The sequence below is a fragment of the Bacillus sp. V26 genome (genome assembly GCF_034296245.1).
Lineage (GTDB): Bacteria > Bacillota > Bacilli > Bacillales > Bacillaceae > Bacillus > Bacillus halotolerans.
This window is the reverse complement of sequence record NZ_JAXKQF010000004.1, coordinates 242,706-268,353: the sequence shown is the minus strand read 5'-3', so window position 1 is coordinate 268,353 and position 25,648 is coordinate 242,706. Positions and strand designations below refer to the sequence as shown.

Here is a 25,648-nt window from a genome sequence, read left to right as displayed (position 1 = left end):
ATGCCAGTCAGCTTTCGTACATTAATCTTCGAGACGTTTTTCAAGCTCAGCTTTTTTCTCTTCAAAGCCAGGTTTGCCAAGCAATGCAAACATATTGACTTTATATGCTTCTACTCCAGGCTGGTCAAAAGGATTGACGCCGAGGAGATAACCGCTCATCGCGCAGGCTTTTTCGAAGAAATAAACAAGGTATCCAAAAGTATATGCATTCAGCTCAGGAATGTTGACGATTAAGTTCGGAACATTTCCGTCTGTATGAGCCAGCATTGTACCTTGGAATGCCTTTTTATTAACGAAGTCTACAGTTTTTCCGGCTAAATAGTTTAAGCCGTCAAGATCGTTATCCGCTTCTTCGATTGTCAGCTCGTGTTTAGGTTTTTCGACATTCAGCACCGTTTCGAACAAGTCTCTGCGGCCTTCCTGTACGTACTGTCCTAATGAGTGAAGGTCTGTTGAATAGTTGGCAGAAGAAGGATAAATGCCCTTCTCGTCTTTGCCTTCACTTTCGCCGAACAGCTGCTTCCACCACTCCGCAAAATATTGAAGCGCCGGCTCATAGTTGATAAGCATTTCAATCGTTTTGCCTTTATTGTAAAGCACATTGCGAACGACCGCATACTGGTATGCAGGGTTATCTTCCAATTCTGATGTGGCAAAATCCTTGCTCGCATCAAATGCGCCTTTCATCATGTCGTCAATGTTGACGCCGCTGACAGCAATCGGCAGGAGACCAACAGCTGTTAAGACAGAATAACGGCCGCCGACATCATCAGGAATGACAAATGATTCGAAGCCTTCTTCGTTAGAAAGTGTTTTTAACGCGCCGCGCTCTTTATCAGTTGTCGCGTAAATCCGCGCTTTCGCTTCTTCTTTGCCGTATTTCTCTTCAAGAAGCTTGCGGAAAATACGGAAAGCGATTGCAGGTTCAGTTGTTGTACCTGATTTAGAGATGACGTTAATGGAGAAGTCAACATCTTCGAGAAGATCCATGACATCTCTCATATAAGATGAACTGATGTTGTTTCCGATGAAAATGACTTGCGGATTGCCTCGTTTTGCTTTTGGCAGTGTATTGTAAAACGCGTGATTAAGCGCTTCAATCGCTGCCCGCGCACCGAGGTAAGAACCGCCGATACCGACAACAAGCAATACATCAGAGTCAGATTTGATTTTTTCCGCGCTTTTTTTAATTCGCGCAAATTCTTCTTTATCATAATGTTCAGGGAGGTCCACCCAGCCTAGAAAATCGCTGCCCGCGCCTGTTTTTTCATGAATATTATGGTGTGCTGTTTTTACAAAGTCGCGCAAATATGTAAGTTCATGTTCGTTGAAGAAAGTCAACGCTTTTGAGTAGTCAAAGCGTACATGCGTCATTGCTTGTCCCTCCATAACGGTATAATGTTTTCATCTTTCACTTTATATGAACTTATCTGTGAAATCAAGTCAAGAAGAAAGGACGGAATGACTGCATTCCGTCCTTAGAAATCAGAGTGACGCGCGAAGGATGGCAAGCACGTCATCTTTGTTCAGTTTTTGGAAGTTGCCGAAGCCGCCATGCTCCATTTCTTTGGCTGCGATATCAGCAATCAGTTCCAGTTTTTCCTCTCCGATATCATAGTCGGATAAACGGGAAGGCGCACCCAGACTTGTCCAAAACGCAGACAGCTTGTCGATACCTTCAAGCACGATTTCTTTATCCGTTTTGCCTTCTGTATCAATGTCAAACATATTGAGCATAAGGTTTTTAAAGCGGCCGACATTTGTATCAAGCGTGTATCTCATCCAGTTCGGGAACAGGATCGCGAGTCCGCCGGCATGCGGAATATCGTAAACAGCTGATACGGCATGCTCCATAGTGTGAGAAGCCCAGTCGCCGAAGTAGCCCATTTGAAGCGTGCCATTCAGAGCGATTGTGCCAGCATATAAAATCGTTTCACGATGTTTGTAATTTTCCAGATCCTCTAATAGTTTTGGAGCTGTTTCGATTACCGTCTGCAGAACGGCAAAGCACATTCTGTCTTGCAGCGGTGTGTTTTCGACATTATGGAAGTATTGTTCAAACACGTGACTCATCATGTCAACCATACCGTAAACCGTTTGATTTTCAGGCACTGTAAACGTATTTTCAGGGTCTAAAATCGAGAACCGCGGATGAGTTACATTGCTTCCCCATACAAATTTCTCGTTTGTTTCCCAGTTTGTAATCACAGAGTCAGGGTTCATTTCAGAACCTGTAGCAGCAAGGGTTAGAACGGTACCGAACGGCAGTGCATCTTCGGCTGTTACTTTCTTGCTGAAAATGTCCCAAGCGTCTCCGTCGTATTTTACTCCCGCAGCGATCGCTTTTGTGCAGTCAATTACACTTCCGCCGCCCACAGCAAGCAGAAAATCAATATCATGCTGTCTGCATAGGTCAATGCCTTTTTCCACAGTTGCAAGACGCGGGTTCGGCTCTACCCCCGGCAGTTCATAGACAGCGGCGCCTTCTTCTTTTAATATGCCTGTTACCTGGTCATAAAGGCCATTACGTTTAATGCTTCCGCCTCCGTAGACTAACAATACATTTTTTCCGTATTGCTTTAATTCTTTTCTTAATTGTTCAAGCTGGCCTTTTCCGAAGATCAGCTTCGTCGGGTTATAATAAGTGAAATTTTCCATTGTAAAACCTCCAAATACTGCTGTATCAAAAAACAGATTAACAATTGTAACATAAGTCCAAAGAAAAAGGGAAGCAGCCGGATCGGCTGTTTCCCCCTTTTGTTATAGAGATGCTTTTAAAATAGCGAGCACATCTTCTTTGTTAAGTGATTTAAACTGGCCGAACGTACCGTTGGCCATTGCCTTGTCGGCAATTGTGTCGAGCTGTTCGTCATTTATATCGTAGTCAGCCAGACGGTTTGGAGCGCCTAGGCTTGTCCAGAAAGCAGACAGCTTGTCGATGCCTTCCAGCGCAATTTCCTCATCCGATTTTCCAGATTGTTCTACATCAAACACACGCACCGCAAGCTGCTTCATGCGGGCCGGGTTTTCTGATAATGTATGTCTCATCCAGTTCGGGAAGAGAATCGCAAGTCCGCCGGCATGCGGAATATCGTAAACGGCTGAAACGGCATGTTCGATATTATGAGTTGCCCAATCCCCTCTTGCACCCATTGACAGCATACCGTTTAAAGCGATTGTCCCTGTGTAAAGAATCGTTTCACGCAGTTCGTAATTTTCAAGATCATTGATCAGCTTAGGCGCTGTTTCGATGACTGTGCGTAAAAGAGATTCGCACATGCGATCCTGGTAAGGTGTGTTTGATACATGGTGGAAGTATTGTTCAAACACGTGGCTCATCATATCAACCATTCCGTAGATCGTGTGGTTTTTAGGAACAGTAAATGTGTTCACTGGGTCCAAAATAGAGAATTTAGGGAACACGAGCGGGCTGCCCCAGCCATATTTCTCTTTTGTTTCCCAGTTGGTAATAACTGAACCTGCGTTCATTTCAGAACCGGTTGCGGCGAGAGTCAATACAGTTCCGAACGGCAAAGCTTCCTTCGGCTGGTGTTTTTTCGTTACGATATCCCACGCATCACCATCATACTTTGCCCCCGCAGCAATCGCCTTTGTACAGTCGATGACACTTCCGCCGCCGACAGCCAATAAGAAATCAATGTTGTTTTCTTTGCAGATCGCAACACCTTTATTAACAGTCGACACACGCGGGTTCGGCTCTACGCCTGCTAATTCATGCACCGTGACACCGGCTTTATTCAGCTGTTCCATCACTTGATCATAAAGGCCGCTGCGTTTAATGCTTCCGCCTCCGTAGACTAACAATACATTTTTTCCGTAAGGTTTCAGTTCCTCCGGGAGTTTTTCAACTTCTCCGCGGCCGAAAATTAATTTCGTCGGATTCCAATATGTAAAGTTTTGCATGACATCTCCTCCTTAGATTTTCATTATGCAGAATGCCTGCGCTCCATGTAAAGCAATCAGCTCTTTCCGTTTTCAGCGTATCGGGCAGTTTTCATTTGCAAGATGCTGGGAAAGGAACAGATACAAGCTGAGTTTGGGCCGTTTCGTCCGGCTACTCTCAATATGGAGAATGCATGTATAGATTCTCCAATTTGTCACAATCTATAACTGTTTTAATAATTCATGGAGGAGGTTGCAAAACATGAGTACAATTCAGAGAATTTGCCTTGTATTAACGATCATTGGCGCTATTAACTGGGGACTGATCGGATTTTTCCAATTTGATTTAGTAGCGGCCATCTTCGGCGGCCAAGGGTCAGCTCTTTCCCGTATTATTTACGGTCTTGTCGGAATCGCCGGTTTAATCAACCTCGGTCTGCTGTTTAAACCAAACGAGGAAAGATCACGTGAAGAGGCAGCAAATCCTGAAATGCGATAGGATAAAAAAAAGCACCGAACATTCCTGTCCGGTGCTTTTTCATGCTTATTTTTTGATAAGATCTTTGCGGTTGGACATTTCGATCCACTCTTCAAGCTTATCTTTTAATGTGTTGAAACCTTGTGGTGCAGAAGCTTCTTCGCTTACTTGCGCAGCTTTAGGTTTTCTTGGTTTGCTTTCTTTTTTCTCAGGCGCAGCTTGTGTCGCACGAATAGAAAGGCTGATTTTTCCTTTTTCTTCGTCAACAGCTAGTACTTTTACTTGTACTTCGTCGCCAACCGAAAGGTGCTCGTTGATGTCTTTTACGAAACCGTGAGTCACTTCAGAAATGTGTACTAAACCTTGAGTTTCTTCATCTAATGCAACAAACGCACCATACGCTTGTAATCCTGTAACTTTACCAGTGTAAACACTGCCCACTTCAAATTTTGCTGCCATTCATAACAACTCCTAAGTTAAATTAAATATCTGTTTATACGCAATTTAAAATTATATCATACATGTTTCATTTCCGCAAAGGAAACTTTTTTATATGATATCAGGTTTAAGCATATCAAAAAGAGGGTATACTGCAAATACCAAAGGCTTTCTAGTATTCCCCCTTTTATTGGATGCGAACAAAAGGTTCGTATCTTTTTTTATGTTGTTTTGTGTAAGAAGCGCTTCATTCTGACCAATGCTTCTTGCAGCTGTTCAATTGATGTCGCATATGAACAGCGGATATATCCTTCTCCGCTCGGCCCAAACACATTACCGGGAACAACGGCTACTTTTTCCTGCATCAGGAGCTCCTCGGCAAACTGTTCTGAGCTCATCCCAGTGCTTTTGATGGATGGGAAAGCATAGAAAGCACCGCTCGGATGGTGGCAGCTGAGACCGATTTCATTTAGCGTTTCGACAAACAAATTACGTCTTCTTCGGTAGCTCTTTTTCATCTTTTCTACGTCTTCTATTCCGTTTTTTAATCCTTCAAGCGCTGCGTATTGCGCCATTGCAGGCGCGCACATCATCGCATACTGGTGGATTTTAAGCATCGCGTTGCGGATTTCTGAAGGCGCCGCGGCGAAGCCGAGTCTCCAGCCTGTCATGGCAAATGCCTTTGAAAATCCCGAAATGACAACTGTTCGCTCTTTCATCCCCGGGAATGCTGCTATGCTTGTAAATTCCTCATCGTATGTCAGTTCCGCGTAAATCTCGTCGCTCAGTACAATCAAATCATGTGTTTTGGCAAACTCAGCAATTTCATGTAACTCTTTCTTTGAGTAAACCGAGCCGGTCGGATTCGAAGGCGAACAAATGAGAATGGCCTTTGTTTTTTCGGTCACTGCCGCTTCAAAATCTTCAGCAGTTGCTTTAAAACCTTTATCAGCCGTCGTATGGACATGAACAGGGACGCCGCCTGTCAAAGACACAAGCGATTCATACGCCACAAAACACGGCTCAGGAATAATCACTTCCTCACCGGGGTTTACAATGGCGCGGATCGCAATATCCAAAGCCTGACTCGCCCCTACCGTCACAATCAGTTCATCGTCAGGAGAGTATGCAAGACCAAACCGGCTGCTGACATAACGGCTGATTTCCTCCCGCAATGAGTATAAACCTGCATTAGCGGTATATGACGTATACCCTTGTTCAAGGGAAAGAATGCTTGCTTCACGGACATTCCAAGCCGTTACAAAGTCAGGTTCTCCGACCCCTAAAGAAATAACACCTTCCATCGTTGCCGCCAAATCAAAGAATCTGCGGATGCCGGATGGTTTTATTTGTTGTACATAATCGGATAAATAAGAAGTCATTTACGGTGACACCACGATTCTTTTGTCGTCGTCTCCCGTTTCAAATACTTTGCCGTCATGCTTGTATTTTTTCAGGATAAAATGTGTTGTCGTAGACACAACTGAATCAAGCGTTGACAGTTTATCAGATACGAAACGCGCAACGTCAGACATTGAATTGCCGCGGATCACGACAGACAGGTCGTATACGCCTGACATCAGATAGACTGATTCTACCTCCTGGAATCGGTAAATCCGCTCCGCCACTTCGTCAAAACCGACTCCGCGCTTCGGAGTGACTTTAACATCAATCATGGCTGTCACGCCTTCATGGCCGTCCACCTTCCGCCAGTCGATCATAGCGGAATAATCGATGATAACCTTTTCTTTTTCCAATTTGTCAATGATCGCTCTTACTTCATTTACAGGGATACCGGCCATCTTTGCGATTGTTTCTAGGTCGGCGCGGCTGTTTTCGTCTAAAATTTCTAATATTTCTGTTTCTTTCTCGGTCAATTTCATTCAATTCACACCTTTGCAATGTCAAGAAATCTCATGACATTATATCACGTTTTTTGACGAATGCTAAGAAAAAACGAGGAGAAACTTCCGCTAGAACTGACAATTTCAGGGCATAATACAGGACATCCTATGAAGGGAGTGACGGCAAAATGGAGGCGGTTACACCAATAAGGCGTGTTAAAGTCGGAGGAGTACATGTATATTATGAGCACTATCAAAATCCGGGCAAACAAACAATTGTCTGCGTACACGGTTTTTTATCTTCTGCTTTCAGCTACAGAAAATTAATCCCCTTGCTTCGGGACCAGTATGACATCATCGCGCTCGATTTGCCTCCTTTCGGCCAATCAGAAAAATCAAGGACATTTATATATACCTATCAAAACCTCGCCATGCTTATCATCGGACTCCTGGAGCACTTGCAAGTCAAACAGGCGGCGCTTGTCGGGCATTCGATGGGAGGACAGATATCGCTGTCGGCAGCTCTATTAAAGCCTGATCTCTTCTCGAAGATTGTGCTTCTTTGCAGTTCAGGTTATTTAAAGCGCTCACACCCGACGATTATCTTCGGGACTCACCTCCCATATTTTCATCTTTATATAAAACGCTGGCTTTCCAAAGAAGGCGTGATGAAAAACTTATTAAATGTCGTCCACAACAAATCGCTGATTGACGAGGTGATGATTGACGGCTACGGCAAGCCTTTTCAAGATGAACAGATTTTCAAAGCAATGACGAGGTTCATCCGGCACAGAGAAGGAGATTTACAGTCTGAGGAATTGAAAAAGATCAACAAACCCGCTTTATTGATTTGGGGCGAGGAAGACAAGGTGGTTCCGTTGAAAATCGGCGAACGCCTGCACCGTGACCTGCCGGATTCCAAACTGTATTCATTGCGGGAAACAGGGCATTTGGTGCCGGAGGAACGCCCTGAATTCGTTTCCGAACGAATTGCAGAGTTTATCACAGAATAAAAAAACCGGTTTGTATACCGGTTTTTTCAAGGCGTGCAAGAGCTGCTGTCTTTAATGAACAGCAGCTGGCCAGCCACATTCCGGCAGCTGTCGACAGGAAGTGTTTGTTCAAAAGAAGCTTCGAAAATATGCTGTATGCTTTTCGCTAACACTTCAGGATCGTCTTCATCATAGACGGCCTGTACGACATCAACAGCCTCCGTTTCATAAAAATCTTCACCATATTTAAACGGGTCCCATTTGGCAATGACATTGATCATTTCCCTGACTGCTTGACTTTCTTCCATTTTCATCACCCCTTATAATAAAATTTGCAGATCTATTTTATCATAGTTACGCTAAGAAAAATAAACATACATAAGAGGTGGATCAGAATGAATTTTGATAAACAAGAACAGCGCCTCGGCACCCAATCCGTCAAATGGGACAAGACGGGCGAATTGTTCGGCGTGACAGACGCACTCCCGATGTGGGTGGCGGATATGGATTTTCGTGCGCCGGAAGCCATAACAGAAGCATTAAAACAGCGCCTAGAACAAGGGATTTTCGGATATACAGCTCCAGATCAGAAAACAAAAGATGCAGTGTGTGCATGGATGCATAACCGGCACAGCTGGAAGGTGAACCCGGAAAGCATTGCATTCAGTCCCGGTGTTGTCACAGCTTTGGGCATGGCGGTTCAGGCTTTTACAGAACCAAAGGATCAAGTGATTGTCCAATCCCCTGTTTACACTCCTTTTTACCATATGATTGAGAAAAACGGCCGGCGTATTTTACATAATCCGCTTAAAGAAAAAGACGGAACATATGTAATGGATTTTGAAGATTTGGAGACAAAAATCAGTGATCCGAGCGTCAAAATGTTTATTTTATGCAATCCGCATAACCCTTCAGGGCGTGCCTGGGGCCGGGAAGATTTGCTGAAGCTCGGCGAATTATGCCTGGAACACGGCGTTACAGTCGTTTCAGATGAAATTCATTCCGATTTGATGCTCTACGGAAATACCCATACACCGTTTGCCTCTCTTTCTGACGATTTCGCTGAGATTTCTGTGACTTGCGCAGCACCGAGCAAAACGTTTAACATCGCGGGTTTGCAGGCGTCAGCAATCATTATTCCAGACCGGCTGAAGCGCGCTAAATTTTCAGCAAGCCTGCAGCGAAACGGTTTAGGCGGATTAAACGCGTTTGCCGTGAGCGCAATCGAAGCCGCTTACTCAAAAGGCGGGCCGTGGCTTGATGAACTGATTTCTTATCTTGAGAAAAACATGGATGAGGCGGCAGCCTTTTTGACCAGCGAGCTCCCGAATGTCAAGATGATGAAGCCTGATGCGTCTTACCTGATCTGGCTCGATTTCCGCGCATACGGCCTGTCTGATGCAGAGCTGCAGCAAAAGATGCTGCACAAAGGGAAAATTATTTTGGAGCCCGGCAAGAAATACGGCCCTGGCGGAGAAGGATTTATGCGTTTGAATGCAGGGTGCCCTCTGGCAACCTTGCAGGACGGACTGCGCCGGATAAAAACAGCGTTGGAGTAAATATTCGTCACAAACGCCTTTACGCATCAATCGTAAAGGCGTTCTTTATTAAGAAATTTTGTATTTTACTTCTAATGATAAGTGTTATAATAGATTCATATTTTATACGAAAGGATTTCACTCGAATGGAAATTCTAAAAGACTATCTCCTGCATATTTGCTTTATTTTGTTTCCCATTCTTCTTTACCAAGTGTTTTGGCTTGGAAAACCGTCAATCCTTGTACCAAAAATCAACAACGGATTGGTCACGTTATTTGCATGCGGCGCCTCCGTTTTATGCATTATCTTCCCTATACAGGAAATGGACTACATCCAATACGGTCTTCAAATCATTCCTGTCATCATTTGTTTATTTTACATAAACACTGCTTCCGGGCTAACAGTCGCCGCATCCGTCTTATGTTTTGAACTGCTGTTTTTTGAGCCTTCCGCCATTTTTGTTTTCACTTTGCTGCCTTTTCATATCATCATCCCAATTTTGCTTCAAAAAAAGTGGCCATTCATGTCCAAAGCGAGGAAACTGCTGCTGTCTTTATTCATCGGTTGCTTGGAGATCTTCTTATTTTTCGCCTCCATCTTGGTTTTTTCCGCCGTGAATATTTTAAATTTTCAAAATTCAGAATCCTTATATTATGAGGCAGCTGTATCGGGTTTGTTCCGCTGCATCGTTCTTCTTTTAAGCATTTATATTATAGAAAGCATCGCAGAAAATATCGCCCTGCGTTCCCAGCTTATTCATTCGGAAAAAATGGAAATTGTGAGTGAACTTGCGGCAAGTGTGGCTCATGAAGTTAGAAATCCGCTGACAGTTGTCCGGGGATTTGTCCAGCTGCTTTTTAATGATGAATCCTTTCAAAACAAATCCAGTGCGGATTATAAAAAGCTTGTGCTGTCAGAGCTTGACCGGGCTCAGGGCATTATTACAAATTATCTTGATATCGCCAAACAGCAATTATATGAAAAAGAGATTTTTGATCTATCTTCTCTTATCAGAGAGACGAGCTCCCTCATGATTTCGTATGCCAATTACAAATCTGTGACAGTAGAGGCGGACGCCGAGCCGGACCTTTTGGTATACGGGGATGCAACAAAGCTGAAGCAGGCTGTGATCAACCTCATGAAAAACAGCATTGAAGCCGTTCCCCCGGGTAAAGGGGTCATCCAAGTTTCAGCCAAAAGAAGCGGCCATATGATCGTAATCAAAATCTCAGATAACGGTGTCGGCATGACGGATCACCAAATGCAGAAGCTGGGTGAACCTTATTATTCTTTAAAAACGAACGGAACGGGACTTGGACTGACTGTGACGTTTTCCATCATTGAACATCATCACGGTACCATTTCGTTCAGCAGCAGCTTTCAAAGAGGAACCATTGTGACGATCAAGCTCCCTGCCGACCTTCCTCACTAGCAAATCAATTGGAACTTTTATAGAATGAATGCGAGGTGATAACAGATGAGTACATTTGAGAAAGGCTCTATCGTAAAAGGATTTTACAAAACAGGTGTATACATAGGAGAAATAACAGATTGCAGACCGCAGCATTATTTAGTCAAAATCAAGGCGGTTCTTACCCATCCCGCTCAAGGAGACCTTCACAATCCAAAACAGGCAGATGTGCCGTTTTTCCATGAGAGAAGAGCGCTCGCTTTCGGCGAACAGACCAATATCCCTCATCATATGGTGAAGCCCTATGACAGTGAAGTGCCGGATTATAACGAGTCTTTGCGGGAAGCGGTTGCACAGCTGAGAGCCAAACTGACCGGAGATGATTCAGAATGGGCAAAGCGCTCCCTGAACAATCTGGACGTTTTAGAAAAAGAATACTTTACCCGGCCATAACCCAGTCTGACAAAAGATTGGGTTTTTTATGTGGCGCGCCGGAACAGTTCAGATAAATCAATCCTCTCGCCGATTGTCGGCGGTTTTGGTTTTTCAAGATACTGCTTATCCTGCTCGACAAGCTTAAAAAGCTTATAGGCTGTAAGAGCATCGTCAAGCGCCTTATGATGGGTACCGGTTCCTTTATCTCCGTACTCTTCCGCGGCCTTCCACAAGCCAGTGAGTGTCCGGTCTCCAAAAAAGTTTTTATATTCAAGCGATAAATCTCTCATCTCCCCTTTAAAAGGGAAAGGAATATGGTTAAACATACAATTTTGCTTCAGCACTTTCATATCCATGTTTCCCCACGTGATGATCGTGCAATTTTTTTCAGGATCAAGCTCATTTAATTTACGGATAAAGTCCTCGAACCTCATCCCCTCATCTACCTGGTTTTGCGTAATGTTTAAAAATGATCTGCAGCGCTTCGTCAGCTTGGGGAATTTTTTTGGCCTGATATAACTCGAAAACGTCTCAACTACTTCACCATTAACCGACTTTACAATTCCTGCTTCAATGATTTCCGGAAAAAAATTTTGCGGACTGTATTTTCCTTCGGGCATCGTAAATTCGAAATCAATAATGAGTAAGTTGCCTGCCTCCACTATTTTTACACCTGCCTTTCCTCCGATCAGAAGAATGCTATCTTTATAGTATATCAATTCTCCTTCTCTACATTTCTTCATTTTCTAAAAATAATGAATTTTCCCAGCCGCATTGTTTCTTTTAAATGGTGCACTGTTTCTTTATAATTAGTAAGGAACCCGAAATAATAAGAAGGTGATGTTATTTCTATCCGCAAGAAAAACTTTGTCATTGTGTGGCTGGCGAATTTCTTTGTATCAGCCAGCACAACGATGATCGTCCCTTTTCTCTCCTTGTATATTGAGACGCTCAGCACCTTTTCCAACGGCTTTGTGCAAAGGTGGAGCGGTTATGTGTTCGGCATTACATTTTTAATGGCTTTTTTGGTATCCCCATTCTGGGGGCGGTTCGGAGACAAACGCGGTTACAAGAAAATCCTTTTGACAACCGGAACCGGCATTGCCGTCAGCATTTTATTAATGGGCTTTGTCACGTCGGTTTATCAATTGTTTTTTCTGCGTATGGCAATGGGGCTTGTAACCGGATTTATCCCGACATCCCTTGCAATGATTTCCGCACAGACGCCTAAAAGCTCAGCCGGCAAAACGCTTGGCACGCTCCAAATGGGGCAAGTGTCCGGAAGCTTGTTCGGCCCGCTTTTGGGAGGCGTTCTTGCTGACCACTTCGGCTTTACGTATACCTTTTTTATCACATCCTTTGTGATTTTCTCAGCCGTTCTTCTCGTGTTATTCGGGGTCAAAGAACAGCCGCTCACAGAGAAGATAAATAAACGTCAGTCTTATACGAGAAAAGAAGTGCTCTCCTATATTTTTCACCAGCCCGCGCTTTGGGTCATGATGCTGTTAACCATGCTGATTCAAACAGGAAATTTCAGTATCCAGCCGTTGCTCGCTTTATATGTAAACGAGCTGCACGGATCTGACAATCTGGCCTTTTTCTCCGGCATGGCATTTTCGGCAACCGGACTCGGCAGTTTGCTGCTGGCAAGAAAATGGGGAGATTTAGGAGACCGCTACGGCCACCGCCGCATCTTAATCGGGCTTTTAATCGCCGCCTCTTTATTTTTTATTCCGCAGGCACTCGCTTCTTCATTCAGTGTGCTGCTAGTTTTCAGGTTTTTATTCGGGATGGCGATGGGCGGCCTTCTGCCATGCATCACAGCGGCAATCCGCGTTCAGGCTCCCGGCTCCATCCAGGGAGAAGTCCTCGGCTACAATGTCAGCTTTCGCTTTTTAGGAAACGTTCTCGGACCTCTTCTCGGCGGTATTATATCGAGTCACTTCAATATCTCTGCAGCCTTTTATGTCACAGCATTTCTCTTTTTCGCAGGTGCCTGCCTGCTTTGGATCATGAAGAAATTCCAAAAAGAATCGTATGCCAAAGCAAGCTGATTCTCAGCAAAAATTGAGGAGTCTTCTAAATTTAACCTTCTCGTAAACTCAAAAGAATGGTACGATATGGCTAGAATTTAGGAGAAAAGAGAGTGACCATGTTACGAAAAATGATCGGATGGATTTTGCTCCTTTGCATAATCCCATTGTTTGCATTTACAGTTATCGCTTCCGGAAAAGAAGTAAAACAAATGAAGTCCCTGGATCAGGTGCTTGATAAGAATATTGATTTGAAAGAGATCAGCCTTGTTCAAAACAGCTACATGTACGACAGGGACGGATCTCTGGTCTCGGAAATCGTCAGCGATGATGAGAACCGTGTGCTGGTTCCCTTCAAGAAGATTCCCGAAGAAGTCAAACAGATATTTTTAACTTCCGAGGACCGCCATTTTTACGAACATAAAGGCTTTGACTTTATGGGGATGGTGCGGGCGGCCGCTTCCAACGTGAAGGACAAAAAGATTGACCAGGGGGCCAGCACCATCACACAGCAGCTTACAAGAAACTTGTATTTGAGCCACGAGCGCTCCTTCAGCCGCAAACTGACTGAGCTCGCGTACTCCTATCAGCTTGAGAAAAAGTATACGAAAAATGAGATTCTTGAAGCCTACCTCAATACGATTTATTTTAATAACGGCGTTTATGGCGTCGGATCAGCTGCTGAATTCTATTTCAGCAAACCGCTGAAATCTCTCACACTGGGAGAAATGGCTTTTATTTGTGCTATCCCTAATAACCCTACATTATATGATCCTCTCAAGCATTTTGACTACACGAAAAGCCGTCAAGAACGCTTGCTTAAAGGGTTAAAAAATGCCGGAGTCATTACGGACAAAGAGCTGAAAAAAGCCGTAAAACAAAAAATCAAACTGGATGTCGAAGAGAAAGAAGACAAATATCCGGACTACGTTTCCTACGTAAATGATGAATTCACTCAACTAGTGTCTGAATCTGAAGGCTTTGATAAGCGTCTTCAAAAAGCGTCAGGAAAACAAAAAGACAAGATAGAAAACGAGCTGTCCGCCAGAGTCAGCACACTTCTGAAAGATGGCGTAAAAATTTATACCGCACTTGATCCGTACATGCAAAATCAAGTCGTGGCACAAATGAATTCGAAGCTTCCGTATGCGGGCGTACAGGGCGGAGCGGCTGTGATTAATCACCAGACGCATCAAGTTGTCGCTCTATCCGGCGGCAAAAACTATCGCAAGTATGATTTTAACCGTGCCTACCAAGCATACAGACAGCCAGGGTCATCCATTAAGCCGCTTCTCGATTACGGACCTTATATTGAACAGACAGGTGCGACGGCAAGCAGTACAATTGATGCCGGCAAATTTTGCAGCAGGGACTACTGTCCGCAAAACTACAATAATCGCACATACGGCACAGTGACGCTCGATACAGCGTTTAAAAACTCGTATAATACACCGGCCATCAGAATGCTGGACCGCGTTGGCATCCAAAAAGCATTCAGCTATATTGAGCCGTATCATTTTTCAAAGCTTGTCAACAGCGACTATCTTCTGCCGGCGGCGCTTGGCGGATTTACACACGGCATGACGCCTCTTGAGATGACAAAGGCGTATACAACATTCGGCAACAGCGGAAGCTACTCGCCGAGCCACGCGATTACAAAAGTAACGGATTTAAAAGGAAAAACGATTTATAAATGGAATGACAAAGCGACACAGATATTCAGCGTCCGCACAAACATGCAGCTGAAAAAACTGATGTCTTCCGTTGTTAAAAGCGGGACAGGGAAAAAAGCATATTTCAAAGCGCCTTATATCGGCGGTAAAACGGGAACCTCAAATGATTATCATGATATGTGGTTCGTCGGCCTGACAGATACGTACACAATGGGTGTCTGGGTCGGAAAAGATACACCGAGCAGCGTTGAATACCTTCACAGTATCAGCCCTCAGCTTTCCATCTGGAAAGGAACGCTGCAGGCAGCTTATTAAAGAATCGGAGGGGATCTGCCGTGACATCAAAACAAATTCCAAATCGCGTATTGCTGTTTGACGGTGTGTGCAACTTATGCAACGGTGCCGTTCAATTTATCATAAAGCGTGATCCAAACGGTTTGATTTCATTTGCATCGCTTCAATCGGAAACAGGACAGAGCCTGCTGAAAAAAAGCGGGCTTCCGACTGGGCATTTTGACAGCTTTGTCTTTATTGAAGACGGCCAGGTTTACACTAAGTCAACTGCAGCCATAAAGGTTTTCAGGCATCTGTGGGGCCCATGGCGGCTCTTCGTCCTGTTTTTTGCAGTGCCGAAACCTATCAGAGATATGCTCTATTCTTTTATTGCCAAAAACCGTTATAAGTGGTTCGGCAAAAAAAATGAATGTATGCTCCCCTCCCCTTCTATAAAAAATAGATTTTTACCATAAACGAAAAAATGGCTAGCTTACACAGGTAAGCTAGCCATTATGCTATTATAAAGCTTGATAAATATGAACAGAATACCGATAACAAATGTAAACCAAAACAGCAGTTCCAACAGAATGAATCCTACCAATGACATGATAGAAAGTGTTGAATAAATCCGGTAAACAACGAACACAAAGTAAGCAAGTGTAACAACTGCAAACCAGATTACAATCCAGATGACATTTTGCAATAGCACAAAGGATAAGATCCCGCCGCCTAAATATATGATAGAGCCCATTCTGACTGTTTTCAGGTTGTTTCCTTCCGGATCATTTGCGAAAAACAGCAGTGACAGCTCAGTCACGGTATTTGCAATTAATTTCAGAGCGGACAGAACCATAAAATATAAAAGTGCAAAGGCCGCAAATAACGCAAGTCTGATTCCTTTCTCTGAGAAGTAATCGAGCATCCCATCGTACATTCCAAATGAAGACAGCATCTTCAATGCATAGAGTGAAGTTGAAATGGATAAAGACGAACTAAAAAGCAGGATCGCAATCAGCGGAAAGTATCCTGTCAAATAAGTATTTTTCATATAAAAAAGTCCCTTTCTGTAATCTACCTCATTTATTATGGAGGACTTAAAACACATTGACAAGATAAATTATTCCATTTTTTCTCCTTTTTACGAATTACGGTCCCAAATCTTCACAAAGCGGCATTTTGAGAGTAAAGTAGTACGCAGGAATCATAAAACGTAAGGAAGTTTTATATGAAAAAAACTTTAAAACTGCAAACCAGACTCACCATATTTGTCTGTATCGTCGTGTTAATCGCACTGCTCATCACCTTTTTTACCGTCGGTGCCCAAACCTCTAAAAGGATACGAGACCAGGAAAGAGACACAGCGCTGCAAACGGCTGAAATGGTTGCCGACGCACCGATTACTGCCTCCGCTTTGGAGAGCGGAAAAAACCAGAAGGAACTGCTCAACTACACGCTGGACGTCCAGAAAATTACCGGCACAGAATTTGTCGTTGTCATGGATATGAACGGCATTCGCAGAACCCATCCGGACCACAGCAAAATCGGAAAAAAATTCAGGGGCGGGGATGAAGCCGAAGTATTAAAAGGTCATGTCCATATCAGCACCGCCTCAGGCACGCTTGGGAAATCGCAGAGAGCGTTCGTGCCTGTCTACGCCAAGAATGGAAAACAAGTCGGAGCCGTTGCGGTCGGCATCACAGTGAATGAAATTGACGAAGTCATCAGCCACAGCTTACGGCCGCTCTATTTTATTATTTGCGTCAGTATATTCGTCGGCGTCATCGGAGCTGTTATCGTCGCACGTACGGTGAAAAATATCATGTACGGACTTGAACCGTATGAAATCGCGACACTTCTTCAAGAACGGAGCGCGATGCTTGAATCAACGAAAGAAGGCATACTCGCTGTCGACGAACACGGTAAAATCAAGCTTGCCAATGCGGAAGCAAAGCGCCTTTTCATTAAAATGGGCATAGAAACAAATCCCGTCGATCAGGATGTCAATGACATCCTGCCGAAGAGCCGTCTGAAAAATGTCATTGAGACCCGAAAACCTCTTCAAGACAGAGATGTGCGTATTAACGGATTAGAGCTTGTATTTAATGAAGTGCCCATCCAGCTAAAAGGACAAACCGTCGGAGCGATTGCGACATTCCGGGACAAAACCGAGGTAAAACATTTAGCTGAACAGCTTTCCGGTGTTAAAATGTATGCAAACGCACTGAGAGCACAGTCTCATGAATTTATGAACAAACTGCATGTGATATTAGGTCTCGTCCAGCTGAAAGAGTATGACGATCTTGGAGATTATATTAAAGATATTGCCATTCAGCAAAAATCAGAAACGAGTGAAATCATAAATGATGTCAAAAGCTCCGTGCTGGCCGGATTTCTGTTGGGAAAACAGAGCTACATACGAGAGCAGGGCGCAAATCTCGATATTGAATGCAGCGGTGTTATTCCAAACGCAGCAGATCCTTCAGTCATTCATGAACTGATTACGATTATCGGAAATCTCATCAACAACGCCTTGGACGCTGTTGCCAATATGCCGAAAAAACAAATCACGATGTCCATGCGTTTTCATGACAAGATATTGGACATTGAAATTACCGATACAGGAGCCGGCATGTCCGAAGAAGACCAAGTCAAGGTATTCGAACAAGGCTATTCAACAAAGGGCAAAAACCGGGGATTCGGCCTTTATTTCACCCAGCAAAGCATGGAGAATTTGAAGGGCCAAATGATTATCACCAGCGAAAAAAATGAAGGAACCACATTCAGTCTTCGCATCCCGTACGAACCGAAGGAGGAAAACCATGATTAATGTACTAATAGTTGAAGATGACCCCATGGTGGGTGAATTAAATAAACGATATTTAAGCCAAATAGAAGGCTTTCAGCTGAAAGGAATCGCCTCTTCCTTTCAAAGCGCTCTGCATATTTTAGGAGAGCATCACATCGACCTCATTTTGCTTGATATTTATATGCCGGGCAAAAACGGGCTTGAGCTGCTGACGGAATTGAGAGCCCAAAATGAAGCGGTTGACGTGATTGTCATCTCTGCGGCAAGCGAGCTGGACGTCATCAAAAAAACACTTCGTTACGGAGCTGTGGATTACTTAATCAAACCGTTTGAATTTGAACGTTTTCAGACTGCCCTTTCTGATTACAGACGAAAACAAAAAGTGTATTCCACCCATCGAAACATGAGCCAAAAAGAATTGGACGCGGAACTGTTTCATAAGAAGGAAGCGACGGAAAAAGTGCATTTGCCAAAAGGGCTGACAAAAAGCACGCTGAAGCTGATTTGGTCCAGCATTCAATCCTTTGAAAACGAATCCTTTACGACAGAAGACCTGGCAAATCATACTGAAATATCTCAAGTATCCATCCGAAAATACTTAAAATTTCTTGAGGATATACAGGTTCTGAATGTCGAAATGGCGTACGGAACGATCGGAAGACCGGTGTTTCAGTACAATGTCAATACAGGCAACCTTAACGGAATTAAGCAATATTTATAAAAAAACGCACTGTTCATGTTGAGCAGTGCGTTTTTTTCTGTCACATCTCTTGCCAAGGTGCTTGAACCTTTCGCCAATAAGCTATACAAGAATAATAAAGGACTTTTTTGCATATTTGAGTATATAATTCTAAAAATACTTATTTTTTAAAAAATAATACCTAATTCTATTTATTTCTTGTAAGTAAAATGATAAATTATGAGTGGTTAGTTGATCCCTAGACTAAGTCATAAGTCACACTTCAGAAAGAGATGTCACGGTTTTCCGCCCGGAACACCTTCAACATCCTTCTCTTCCCCGCCTTTCGAAGGAAACACTCACACCACACTTACTAAGGGAAGATCAGAACTGTCTCAGCTCATTCTAATTGTTATTATCTGAAAATTTTATCGATTCTAAGAATTGAGTGAGACATCCCATCTCATGACTGACCGGATCAGCTCAGGCCAAATTTTTCTGGGGGGTTATATCTTGAATAAACGCAAAATTGGATTGGCGATGTCACTTGTAATCACAGCGGGCACCATTTTAGGCGCATGCGGAAACAGCGAAAAAAGCAGCGGAAACAGTGAGGGCAAAAACAAATTCAGTGTGGCGATGGTCACCGACATTGGCGGGGTGGATGACAAATCCTTTAACCAATCAGCATGGGAAGGCATCCAAGCCTTCGGTAAAGATAATGGTCTGGAAAAAGGAAAAAACGGATACGACTACCTGCAATCTAAATCAGATGCAGATTATACAACAAACTTAAATAAATTAGCGCGTGAGAATTTCGACTTGATCTATGGCGTTGGCTATTTGATGGAAGATTCAATCAGTGAAATCGCCGATCAGCGCAAAAATACAAACTTTGCGATTATTGACGCAGTCGTCGATAAAGACAACGTCGCAAGCATTACGTTTAAAGAGCAGGAAGGCTCATTTCTCGTCGGAGTGGCCGCAGCCTTAACAAGCAAATCAGAAAAAATCGGATTTGTGGGCGGCATGGAATCCGAGTTAATCAAAAAATTCGAAGTCGGCTTCCGTGCAGGGGTTCAGGCCGTAAAACCTGACGCAACTGTCCAGGTGAAGTATGCGGGCGGGTTTGATAAAGCTGACGTTGGAAAGGCAACCGCCGAGAGCATGTATAAATCAGGCGTTGATGTAATTTACCACTCCGCAGGCGCCACCGGCACAGGTGTCTTTACAGAAGCCAAGAACCTGAAAAAAGAAGACCCGAAGCGTGATGTTTGGGTAATCGGAGTCGATAAAGATCAATACGCAGAAGGACAAGTAGAAGGAACAGACGATAACGTCACCCTTACTTCCATGGTCAAAAAGGTTGATACAGCAGTTGAAGATTTAACGAAGAAAGCAAGCGAAGGCAAATTCCCCGGCGGAGAAACGCTTACATACGGACTTGATCAAGACGGAGTCGGCATTTCTTCCTCTAAACAAAACCTATCGGATGATGTAATCAAAGCGGTTGATGAGTGGAAGAAAAAAATCATCGACGGATTAGAAGTGCCGGGAACAGAGAAAGAGCTGAAAAATTTCAAAGCTGAATAAGAATCGCGGGGATAAGGAGAAGACCCTTATCCCTTGTTTTTCTTTCAGAGCAAAGCTGCACATGTCCTTGCGGCTTTGTTAAAAGCATCTTGAAAAAAGGAGCGGTCAATTCTGTGGAATATGTCATTGAAATGCTCAATATACGCAAGGAGTTTCCCGGTATCGTCGCAAATGACAACATTAATCTTCAGGTCAAAAAAGGCGAAATCCACGCGCTGCTCGGTGAAAACGGAGCGGGCAAATCAACTTTGATGAACGTCCTTTTCGGGCTGTATCAGCCAGAAAAGGGGGAAATTCGGGTCCGCGGTGAGAGGGTGCACATCAACAGCCCGAACAAAGCGAATGATCTCGGAATCGGCATGGTGCATCAGCATTTTATGCTTGTCGATACATTTACAGTTGCTGAAAACATTATTCTCGGGAAGGAGCCGAAAAAGCTCGGGCGGATTGACCGAAAACGGGCTGTCCGAGAGGTTCAGGACATTTCCGACCGATACGGACTTCAAATTAATCCCGAGGCAAAAGTAGCTGACATATCCGTCGGCATGCAGCAGCGTGCAGAAATTTTAAAAACCCTCTACCGCGGGGCTGACATTCTGATTTTTGATGAACCGACAGCTGTGCTGACGCCTCATGAAATCAAAGAGCTCATTCAAATCATGAAGAACCTCGTCAATGAGGGAAAATCAATTATTTTAATTACCCATAAACTGAAAGAAATCATGGAGGTTTGTGACCGCGTTACCATTATCCGCAAAGGAAAAGGCATCAAATCACTGGATGTCCGGGATACAAATCAAGACGAGCTCGCCAGTCTGATGGTCGGCCGCGAGGTATCGTTCAAAACAGAAAAAAAAGCGGCGCAGCCGGGATCTGAAGTGCTGGCGATTGACAGAATCACTGTAAAAGATACTCGCGGAGTAGAAGCTGTAAGGAATTTATCGCTTTCTGTCAATGCCGGAGAAATTGTCGGCATAGCCGGCGTTGACGGAAACGGACAGTCAGAGCTGATTGAAGCGATTACAGGGCTCCGAAAAACGGAGTCTGGAACCATTTCATTAAACGGAAAACAGATACAAAACCTGACGCCGAGAAAAGTAACGGAATCCGGAATCGGGCATATTCCACAGGACCGCCATAAACACGGCCTCGTTTTGGATTTTCCGATAGGTGAGAATATCGTGCTCCAAAGCTATTACAAAAAGCCTTATTCAGCATTCGGTGTTTTACATAAAGGCGAAATGTATAAGAAAGCACGCAGCCTGATCAGCGAGTACGATGTCAGAACCCCCGATGAATATACACACGCGCGGGCATTGTCAGGCGGAAACCAGCAAAAAGCAATTATCGGCAGGGAAATTGACCGAAATCCTGACTTGTTAATCGCCGCCCAGCCGACTCGCGGTCTTGATGTCGGAGCGATTGAATTTGTCCATAAAAAACTCATTGAACAGCGTGATGCCGGAAAAGCCGTTCTTCTTCTATCGTTTGAGCTGGATGAAATCATGAATCTCAGTGACAGAATCGCCGTCATTTTTGAAGGCAGCATCATATCCAGCGTCAATCCGCTGGATACGACTGAGCAAGAGCTCGGCCTCTTGATGGCGGGAAGCACGCAAAAGGAAGCGGGGAAAGCAAATGGTTAAACGACTCTCTCATTTACTCGTGCCGCTCATTGCAATCATGCTTGGCTTGCTGGCCGGCGCACTTATTATGCTTGCGAGCGGATACAGTGTGATCAGCGGCTATTCCGCTTTATGGAATGGGATATTTGGAGAAATCTATTACATCGGGGAAACCGTCCGGCAGATTACACCTTATATTTTATCCGGATTAGCTGTTGCTTTCGCTTTCCGAACCGGGCTTTTCAATATCGGGGTAGAGGGACAGCTGCTAGTGGGCTGGACAGCTGCCGTTTGGGTCGGAACGGCGTTTGACGGACCGGCATATATTCATATGCCGCTTGCACTGATCACAGCGGCTGCAGCAGGCGGTTTATGGGGATTTATTCCCGGCTTTTTAAAAGCACGGTTTTATGTTCATGAGGTCATTGTCACCATTATGATGAATTATATCGCGCTGCATATGACCAATTATTTGATTTCAAAAGTTATGACAGACAATCAGGATAAGACGGAAAAAATTCACGAATCGGCCTCACTGCGCTCGCCGTTTCTTGAGCAGATTACGGATTATTCAAGGCTTCACTGGGGGATCGTCATCGCCCTTCTCGCAGCTGTTGTTATGTGGTTTATGATTAACAAAACAACGAAAGGCTTTGAGCTTCGGGCAGTCGGATTCAACCAGCACGCGTCCCAGTACGCCGGTATGAGCGTGCGGAAGAATATTATGACCTCCATGCTCATTTCAGGAGCTTTTGCAGGCCTTGCAGGTGCCATGGAAGGTCTGGGAACGTTTGAATACGCAGCTGTCAAAGGCGCATTTACCGGCGTCGGCTTTGACGGTATTGCCGTCGCTCTTCTGGGCGGGAACACTGCGGTCGGTGTTGTGCTTGCGGCAGCTTTGCTTGGCGGCCTCAAAATCGGGGCATTAAATATGCCAATTGAATCAGGCGTACCTTCTGAGGTTGTCGATATTGTGATTGCCATTATCATTCTGTTTGTTGCTTCAAGCTATGCCATTCGTTTTGTCGCGGATAAATTGAAGAAAAAGGGGGCGAACTAAGTGGACTTTCTGCAGATTGTATCAATCATTGTCCCTGCCACACTCGTATACGCAGCCCCGCTTATTTTAACCGCTCTCGGCGGCGTATTTTCCGAGAGATCAGGCGTCGTCAATATCGGCCTTGAAGGCCTTATGATTATCGGAGCGTTCACCAGTGTTTTATTCAATTTATTTTTAGGCCCTGAATTGGGAGCCGCAGCACCTTGGCTTTCGCTCATTGCCGCTATGGCAGCCGGCGCGCTGTTTTCACTGATTCATGCGGCAGCGGCGATATCGTTTCGCGCTGATCAGACAGTCAGCGGCGTCGCCATTAATATGCTGGCGCTTGGGGCTACTTTATTTATCGTAAAGCTGATTTACGGAAAAGCGCAAACTGACAAAATTCCCGAGCCTTTTTATAAAACAAGTATTCCCGGCTTGAGCGACATCCCCGTATTGGGAAAAATCTTCTTTTCAGATGTCTATTATACGTCTATTCTCGCAATTGTCCTGGCCTTTATTTCGTGGTTTATCTTGTTTAAAACCCCGTTCGGCCTCCGTATTCGTTCCGTCGGAGAACATCCGATGGCGGCCGATACTATGGGGATCAATGTTTACAAAATGCGCTATATCGGCGTGATGATCAGCGGATTGTTCGGCGGCCTCGGAGGCGGCGTATATGCGTCAACGATTGCCCTCGACTTTACGCACTCTACCATTTCCGGGCAAGGCTTTATCGCACTCGCCGCCCTTGTATTCGGAAAATGGCATCCGATCGGCGCACTCGGCGCTGCCCTGTTTTTCGGATTCGCGCAAAGCTTAAGCATTATCGGCTCACTGCTCCCTCTTTTTAAGGACATACCGAATGTATATATGCTGATTGCCCCTTACGTATTAACCATTCTCGCCTTAACCGGCTTTATCGGACGCGCAGATGCACCAAAAGCAAATGGTGTGCCTTATATCAAAGGAAAACGGTAACCATATCTCCCTGGGAAGCGGCTTCTCAGGGATTTTTTCTGCTCCAAAATACCCAATTAATTTAGTTGTTTATTAATTATTTAACTTAAAAAAATATCCTTTGTTAGCGCTTTCTTGTAGACTGTAACAAACAATACATGGGGGTGTATGACAATGGGAGCAATTCACAAAACAGAGGAAGTTTTACCTGAGCACAAAGACACACAGGAGAAAAGCCTGTTTAAGAAAATATGGACTTGGGAAATCGGCGTGATTCCTCTCCCATTATATACAGCATTAGCTGTCATTATTATTCTTGCGGCCTATTACAACGAGCTGCCTGCAAACATGCTGGGCGGGTTTGCCATCATTATGATTTTAGGTGTCTTTCTTGGCGATATCGGCCAGCGGATTCCGATTTTAAAGGATATTGGCGGTCCTGCTATTTTATCTTTGTTTGTGCCATCTTTTTTAGTTTTTTATAATGTGTTGAATCCATCATCATTAGATGCAGTAACCAATTTAATGAAAACGTCTAACTTTCTTTATTTCTATATCGCTTGTCTTGTTGTAGGAAGCATTCTTGGAATGAACAGAACTGTTTTAATACAGGGATTCATCAGAATGTTCGTTCCTTTAGTAGCGGGCACAATTGCGGCGGTTGCGGCCGGCGTGCTCGTCGGATTCATCTTCGGCTACAGTGCCTATGATTCCTTTTTCTTTGTCGTTGTGCCGATTATTGCCGGGGGAATAGGTGAAGGAATTTTGCCGCTCTCGATCGCTTATTCGCAAATATTAGGGTCTTCCGCTGATGTGTATGTGTCTCAGCTGGTTCCTGCCGCTATCATTGGAAACGTTTTTGCTATTATCTGTGCTGCTTTAATGAAAAAACTGGGCGAAAAACGTCCTGACCTAAACGGCAATGGGCGTCTCGTTAAATCTAAGAAAGCGAACGATATGTTCAATCAAAAAGAGGCTGAAGCTAAAATTGACTTTAAACTGATGGGAGCCGGAGTTCTGCTCGCTTGTACGTTCTTTATTTTCGGCGGTTTACTGGAGAAATTTATCTTCATCCCGGGCGCTATTTTAATGATTATTTCAGCAGCTGCAATCAAATATGCAAATATCCTTCCGAAAAAAATGGAGGATGGCGCGTACCAGCTTTATAAGTTTATTTCATCAAGCTTTACATGGCCGCTTATGGTAGGCCTCGGGATTCTCTTTATCCCTTTAGATGACGTGGCATCTGTGATTTCTATTCCGTTTGTCATCATTTGTATTTCAGTTGTCGTTGCCATGATTTCTTCCGGATATTTTGTAGGCAAGCTGATGAACATGTACCCTGTTGAATCCGCAATCGTTACCTGCTGTCACAGCGGTCTCGGCGGAACGGGAGATGTCGCTATTTTGTCCGCTTCAGGAAGAATGGGCCTTATGCCATTCGCCCAAATTTCTACCCGCCTCGGCGGAGCTGGAACTGTCATTTGCGCGACGATTTTACTTCGCTTTTTCACTTCATAATCAGAAAAAGAGTTCCGTCTAAGACGGAACTCTTTTTTTATTTGTTCACAATCCGCATATACTCCCTGGGCCCAAACGGCCTATCCTTAGATTCCGCCTCACTCATTTTAGTTGACAGGTGGTGCTCCAATAAATACAGTTCCCAATCATCATTGTCTGCCACACCGGCACGGCCGTCATATTGATTCAGCATGAATGCCCCTGCACATATCGAGCAGAATAAACCTGAGCACATAAGGACCTTTCTCTTCACCATGATCAGCTCCTTACATACAGCTTGATCAGGAGCGATTTTAAATATACAAATGACCTGATTTTTGCTAAACTTATTTTAAGGTCAAAAGAACTTGTAAAATTCATTCGCGGCAGGTTGAAGCATGGCGGCTTCCAAAAAAGTGCGATA

At 44.2% G+C, this 25,648-nt stretch carries 26 protein-coding genes; 15 read left to right on the top strand and 11 right to left on the bottom strand.

The window, feature by feature from the left end; genetic code table 11:
- Positions 1 to 21 precede the first annotated feature (21 nt).
- From UJ203_RS14675 to UJ203_RS14665, 3 genes are all read right to left on the bottom strand, one after another.
- Positions 22 to 1,374 (bottom strand): glucose-6-phosphate isomerase, encoded by a 1,353-nt coding sequence (locus tag UJ203_RS14675; RefSeq protein ID WP_024122649.1) that lies wholly within the window; start codon positions 1,372 to 1,374, stop codon positions 22 to 24.
- A 111-nt stretch (positions 1,375 to 1,485) separates the two neighbouring features.
- Positions 1,486 to 2,658 carry an iron-containing alcohol dehydrogenase gene (locus UJ203_RS14670; protein WP_024122650.1) on the bottom strand — a complete coding sequence of 391 codons (1,173 nt, stop codon included), beginning with the start codon at positions 2,656 to 2,658 and terminating at the stop codon, positions 1,486 to 1,488.
- A gap of 102 nt (positions 2,659 to 2,760) precedes the next feature.
- Positions 2,761 to 3,924 (bottom strand): iron-containing alcohol dehydrogenase, encoded by a 1,164-nt coding sequence (locus UJ203_RS14665; RefSeq protein WP_322011838.1) that lies wholly within the window; start codon positions 3,922 to 3,924, stop codon positions 2,761 to 2,763.
- A 241-nt stretch (positions 3,925 to 4,165) separates the two neighbouring features.
- Here UJ203_RS14665 and UJ203_RS14660 point away from each other — a divergent pair, with 241 nt between their 5' ends.
- Positions 4,166 to 4,402 (top strand): DUF378 domain-containing protein, encoded by a 237-nt coding sequence (locus UJ203_RS14660; protein WP_003220771.1) that lies wholly within the window; start codon positions 4,166 to 4,168, stop codon positions 4,400 to 4,402.
- 45 nt (positions 4,403 to 4,447) lie between these two features.
- Here UJ203_RS14660 and yugI read toward each other — a convergent pair whose 3' ends face one another.
- The 3 genes from yugI to UJ203_RS14645 form a co-directional block, all read right to left on the bottom strand.
- On the bottom strand, positions 4,448 to 4,840 hold the full coding sequence (gene yugI / locus UJ203_RS14655; protein WP_019259312.1) for a S1 domain-containing post-transcriptional regulator GSP13: 393 nt from the start codon (positions 4,838 to 4,840) through the stop codon (positions 4,448 to 4,450).
- A gap of 200 nt (positions 4,841 to 5,040) precedes the next feature.
- The gene (locus UJ203_RS14650) at positions 5,041 to 6,201 is read right to left on the bottom strand and encodes an aminotransferase (protein WP_059292656.1); all 1,161 of its coding nucleotides are present in this window, start codon (positions 6,199 to 6,201) and stop codon (positions 5,041 to 5,043) included.
- Positions 6,202 to 6,702 (bottom strand): Lrp/AsnC family transcriptional regulator, encoded by a 501-nt coding sequence (locus tag UJ203_RS14645; RefSeq protein ID WP_322011832.1) that lies wholly within the window; start codon positions 6,700 to 6,702, stop codon positions 6,202 to 6,204. It abuts the gene before it with no gap.
- 149 nt (positions 6,703 to 6,851) lie between these two features.
- On the opposite strand from UJ203_RS14645, the gene UJ203_RS14640 reads away from it, so the two are divergent.
- Positions 6,852 to 7,676 carry an alpha/beta hydrolase gene (locus UJ203_RS14640; RefSeq protein WP_322011830.1) on the top strand — a complete coding sequence of 275 codons (825 nt, stop codon included), beginning with the start codon at positions 6,852 to 6,854 and terminating at the stop codon, positions 7,674 to 7,676.
- 26 nt (positions 7,677 to 7,702) lie between these two features.
- On the opposite strand, the gene UJ203_RS14635 is transcribed toward UJ203_RS14640, so the two are convergent.
- The gene (locus UJ203_RS14635) at positions 7,703 to 7,963 is read right to left on the bottom strand and encodes a YugE family protein (protein WP_322011827.1); all 261 of its coding nucleotides are present in this window, start codon (positions 7,961 to 7,963) and stop codon (positions 7,703 to 7,705) included.
- Between the two features lie 87 nt (positions 7,964 to 8,050).
- Between UJ203_RS14635 and UJ203_RS14630 the strand changes: the two genes are divergently transcribed.
- The 3 genes from UJ203_RS14630 (at position 8,051) to UJ203_RS14620 (ending at position 11,058) form a co-directional block, all read left to right on the top strand.
- Positions 8,051 to 9,214, top strand: coding sequence for a MalY/PatB family protein (locus UJ203_RS14630; protein WP_105991656.1), 1,164 nt, complete (start codon positions 8,051 to 8,053; stop codon positions 9,212 to 9,214).
- Between the two features lie 125 nt (positions 9,215 to 9,339).
- Entirely contained in the window at positions 9,340 to 10,626 is a 1,287-nt protein-coding gene (locus UJ203_RS14625) for a sensor histidine kinase (RefSeq protein ID WP_024122657.1), read from the top strand.
- A gap of 45 nt (positions 10,627 to 10,671) precedes the next feature.
- On the top strand, positions 10,672 to 11,058 hold the full coding sequence (locus UJ203_RS14620) for a kinase-associated lipoprotein B (protein WP_059334744.1): 387 nt from the start codon (positions 10,672 to 10,674) through the stop codon (positions 11,056 to 11,058).
- Positions 11,059 to 11,084: 26 nt separating this feature from the next.
- Here UJ203_RS14620 and kapD read toward each other — a convergent pair whose 3' ends face one another.
- A complete protein-coding gene (gene kapD, locus UJ203_RS14615) occupies positions 11,085 to 11,783 on the bottom strand; it encodes a 3'-5' exonuclease KapD (protein ID WP_369810957.1) in 699 nt (232 codons plus the stop codon).
- Positions 11,780 to 11,983 (bottom strand): hypothetical protein, encoded by a 204-nt coding sequence (locus tag UJ203_RS14610; protein WP_044160312.1) that lies wholly within the window; start codon positions 11,981 to 11,983, stop codon positions 11,780 to 11,782. The genes kapD and UJ203_RS14610 overlap by 4 nt, the downstream gene beginning before the upstream one ends.
- Between UJ203_RS14610 and UJ203_RS14605 the strand changes: the two genes are divergently transcribed.
- The 3 genes from UJ203_RS14605 to UJ203_RS14595 all read left to right on the top strand — a co-directional run bounded on the left by UJ203_RS14605 (position 11,886) and on the right by UJ203_RS14595 (position 15,495).
- Positions 11,886 to 13,094 carry a multidrug efflux MFS transporter gene (locus UJ203_RS14605; protein ID WP_308315553.1) on the top strand — a complete coding sequence of 403 codons (1,209 nt, stop codon included), beginning with the start codon at positions 11,886 to 11,888 and terminating at the stop codon, positions 13,092 to 13,094. The two genes, UJ203_RS14610 and UJ203_RS14605, sit on opposite strands and share 98 nt — an antisense overlap.
- 92 nt (positions 13,095 to 13,186) lie before the next feature.
- On the top strand, positions 13,187 to 15,061 hold the full coding sequence (locus UJ203_RS14600) for a transglycosylase domain-containing protein (RefSeq protein ID WP_083244502.1): 1,875 nt from the start codon (positions 13,187 to 13,189) through the stop codon (positions 15,059 to 15,061).
- A gap of 20 nt (positions 15,062 to 15,081) precedes the next feature.
- The gene (locus tag UJ203_RS14595; protein WP_322011823.1) at positions 15,082 to 15,495 is read left to right on the top strand and encodes a thiol-disulfide oxidoreductase DCC family protein; all 414 of its coding nucleotides are present in this window, start codon (positions 15,082 to 15,084) and stop codon (positions 15,493 to 15,495) included.
- Between the two features lie 17 nt (positions 15,496 to 15,512).
- On the opposite strand, the gene UJ203_RS14590 is transcribed toward UJ203_RS14595, so the two are convergent.
- Positions 15,513 to 16,070 (bottom strand): YufK family protein, encoded by a 558-nt coding sequence (locus UJ203_RS14590; RefSeq protein ID WP_024122663.1) that lies wholly within the window; start codon positions 16,068 to 16,070, stop codon positions 15,513 to 15,515.
- A 177-nt stretch (positions 16,071 to 16,247) separates the two neighbouring features.
- Here UJ203_RS14590 and malK point away from each other — a divergent pair, with 177 nt between their 5' ends.
- From malK to maeN, 7 genes are all read left to right on the top strand, one after another.
- Positions 16,248 to 17,849 carry a malate sensor histidine kinase MalK gene (malK, locus tag UJ203_RS14585; protein WP_322011821.1) on the top strand — a complete coding sequence of 534 codons (1,602 nt, stop codon included), beginning with the start codon at positions 16,248 to 16,250 and terminating at the stop codon, positions 17,847 to 17,849.
- The gene (gene maeM, locus UJ203_RS14580; RefSeq protein ID WP_024122665.1) at positions 17,842 to 18,549 is read left to right on the top strand and encodes a two-component system response regulator MaeM; all 708 of its coding nucleotides are present in this window, start codon (positions 17,842 to 17,844) and stop codon (positions 18,547 to 18,549) included. The genes malK and maeM overlap by 8 nt, the downstream gene beginning before the upstream one ends.
- A gap of 471 nt (positions 18,550 to 19,020) precedes the next feature.
- A complete protein-coding gene (nupN, locus tag UJ203_RS14575; RefSeq protein WP_322011817.1) occupies positions 19,021 to 20,100 on the top strand; it encodes a guanosine ABC transporter substrate-binding protein NupN in 1,080 nt (359 codons plus the stop codon).
- A 113-nt stretch (positions 20,101 to 20,213) separates the two neighbouring features.
- The gene (locus tag UJ203_RS14570; protein ID WP_318751955.1) at positions 20,214 to 21,746 is read left to right on the top strand and encodes an ABC transporter ATP-binding protein; all 1,533 of its coding nucleotides are present in this window, start codon (positions 20,214 to 20,216) and stop codon (positions 21,744 to 21,746) included.
- Entirely contained in the window at positions 21,739 to 22,785 is a 1,047-nt protein-coding gene (locus UJ203_RS14565; protein ID WP_322011810.1) for an ABC transporter permease, read from the top strand. The genes UJ203_RS14570 and UJ203_RS14565 overlap by 8 nt, the downstream gene beginning before the upstream one ends.
- Entirely contained in the window at positions 22,786 to 23,745 is a 960-nt protein-coding gene (gene nupQ / locus UJ203_RS14560) for a guanosine ABC transporter permease NupQ (RefSeq protein ID WP_024122669.1), read from the top strand.
- 153 nt (positions 23,746 to 23,898) lie between these two features.
- Positions 23,899 to 25,245 carry a sodium/malate symporter MaeN gene (maeN, locus tag UJ203_RS14555; protein WP_105955469.1) on the top strand — a complete coding sequence of 449 codons (1,347 nt, stop codon included), beginning with the start codon at positions 23,899 to 23,901 and terminating at the stop codon, positions 25,243 to 25,245.
- Positions 25,246 to 25,282: 37 nt separating this feature from the next.
- Here the strand turns inward: maeN and UJ203_RS14550 are convergent, their stop codons facing one another.
- Complete coding sequence (locus UJ203_RS14550; RefSeq protein ID WP_105955502.1) at positions 25,283 to 25,498, bottom strand: hypothetical protein; 216 nt, start codon at positions 25,496 to 25,498, stop codon at positions 25,283 to 25,285.
- Positions 25,499 to 25,648 lie beyond the last annotated feature (150 nt).

Coding starts and splice junctions, on each gene's coding strand:
- kapD (WP_369810957.1), bottom strand. CDS start 11,783: ATGAAGAAATGTAGAGAAGGAGAATTGATATACTATAAAGATAGCATT.
- UJ203_RS14630 (WP_105991656.1), top strand. CDS start 8,051: ATGAATTTTGATAAACAAGAACAGCGCCTCGGCACCCAATCCGTCAAA.
- malK (WP_322011821.1), top strand. CDS start 16,248: ATGAAAAAAACTTTAAAACTGCAAACCAGACTCACCATATTTGTCTGT.
- UJ203_RS14620 (WP_059334744.1), top strand. CDS start 10,672: ATGAGTACATTTGAGAAAGGCTCTATCGTAAAAGGATTTTACAAAACA.
- UJ203_RS14625 (WP_024122657.1), top strand. CDS start 9,340: ATGGAAATTCTAAAAGACTATCTCCTGCATATTTGCTTTATTTTGTTT.
- UJ203_RS14640 (WP_322011830.1), top strand. CDS start 6,852: ATGGAGGCGGTTACACCAATAAGGCGTGTTAAAGTCGGAGGAGTACAT.
- UJ203_RS14675 (WP_024122649.1), bottom strand. CDS start 1,374: ATGACGCATGTACGCTTTGACTACTCAAAAGCGTTGACTTTCTTCAAC.
- UJ203_RS14565 (WP_322011810.1), top strand. CDS start 21,739: ATGGTTAAACGACTCTCTCATTTACTCGTGCCGCTCATTGCAATCATG.
- UJ203_RS14670 (WP_024122650.1), bottom strand. CDS start 2,658: ATGGAAAATTTCACTTATTATAACCCGACGAAGCTGATCTTCGGAAAA.
- UJ203_RS14590 (WP_024122663.1), bottom strand. CDS start 16,070: ATGAAAAATACTTATTTGACAGGATACTTTCCGCTGATTGCGATCCTG.
- yugI (WP_019259312.1), bottom strand. CDS start 4,840: ATGGCAGCAAAATTTGAAGTGGGCAGTGTTTACACTGGTAAAGTTACA.
- maeM (WP_024122665.1), top strand. CDS start 17,842: ATGATTAATGTACTAATAGTTGAAGATGACCCCATGGTGGGTGAATTA.
- UJ203_RS14660 (WP_003220771.1), top strand. CDS start 4,166: ATGAGTACAATTCAGAGAATTTGCCTTGTATTAACGATCATTGGCGCT.
- maeN (WP_105955469.1), top strand. CDS start 23,899: ATGGGAGCAATTCACAAAACAGAGGAAGTTTTACCTGAGCACAAAGAC.
- UJ203_RS14635 (WP_322011827.1), bottom strand. CDS start 7,963: ATGGAAGAAAGTCAAGCAGTCAGGGAAATGATCAATGTCATTGCCAAA.
- UJ203_RS14650 (WP_059292656.1), bottom strand. CDS start 6,201: ATGACTTCTTATTTATCCGATTATGTACAACAAATAAAACCATCCGGC.
- UJ203_RS14645 (WP_322011832.1), bottom strand. CDS start 6,702: ATGAAATTGACCGAGAAAGAAACAGAAATATTAGAAATTTTAGACGAA.
- UJ203_RS14665 (WP_322011838.1), bottom strand. CDS start 3,924: ATGCAAAACTTTACATATTGGAATCCGACGAAATTAATTTTCGGCCGC.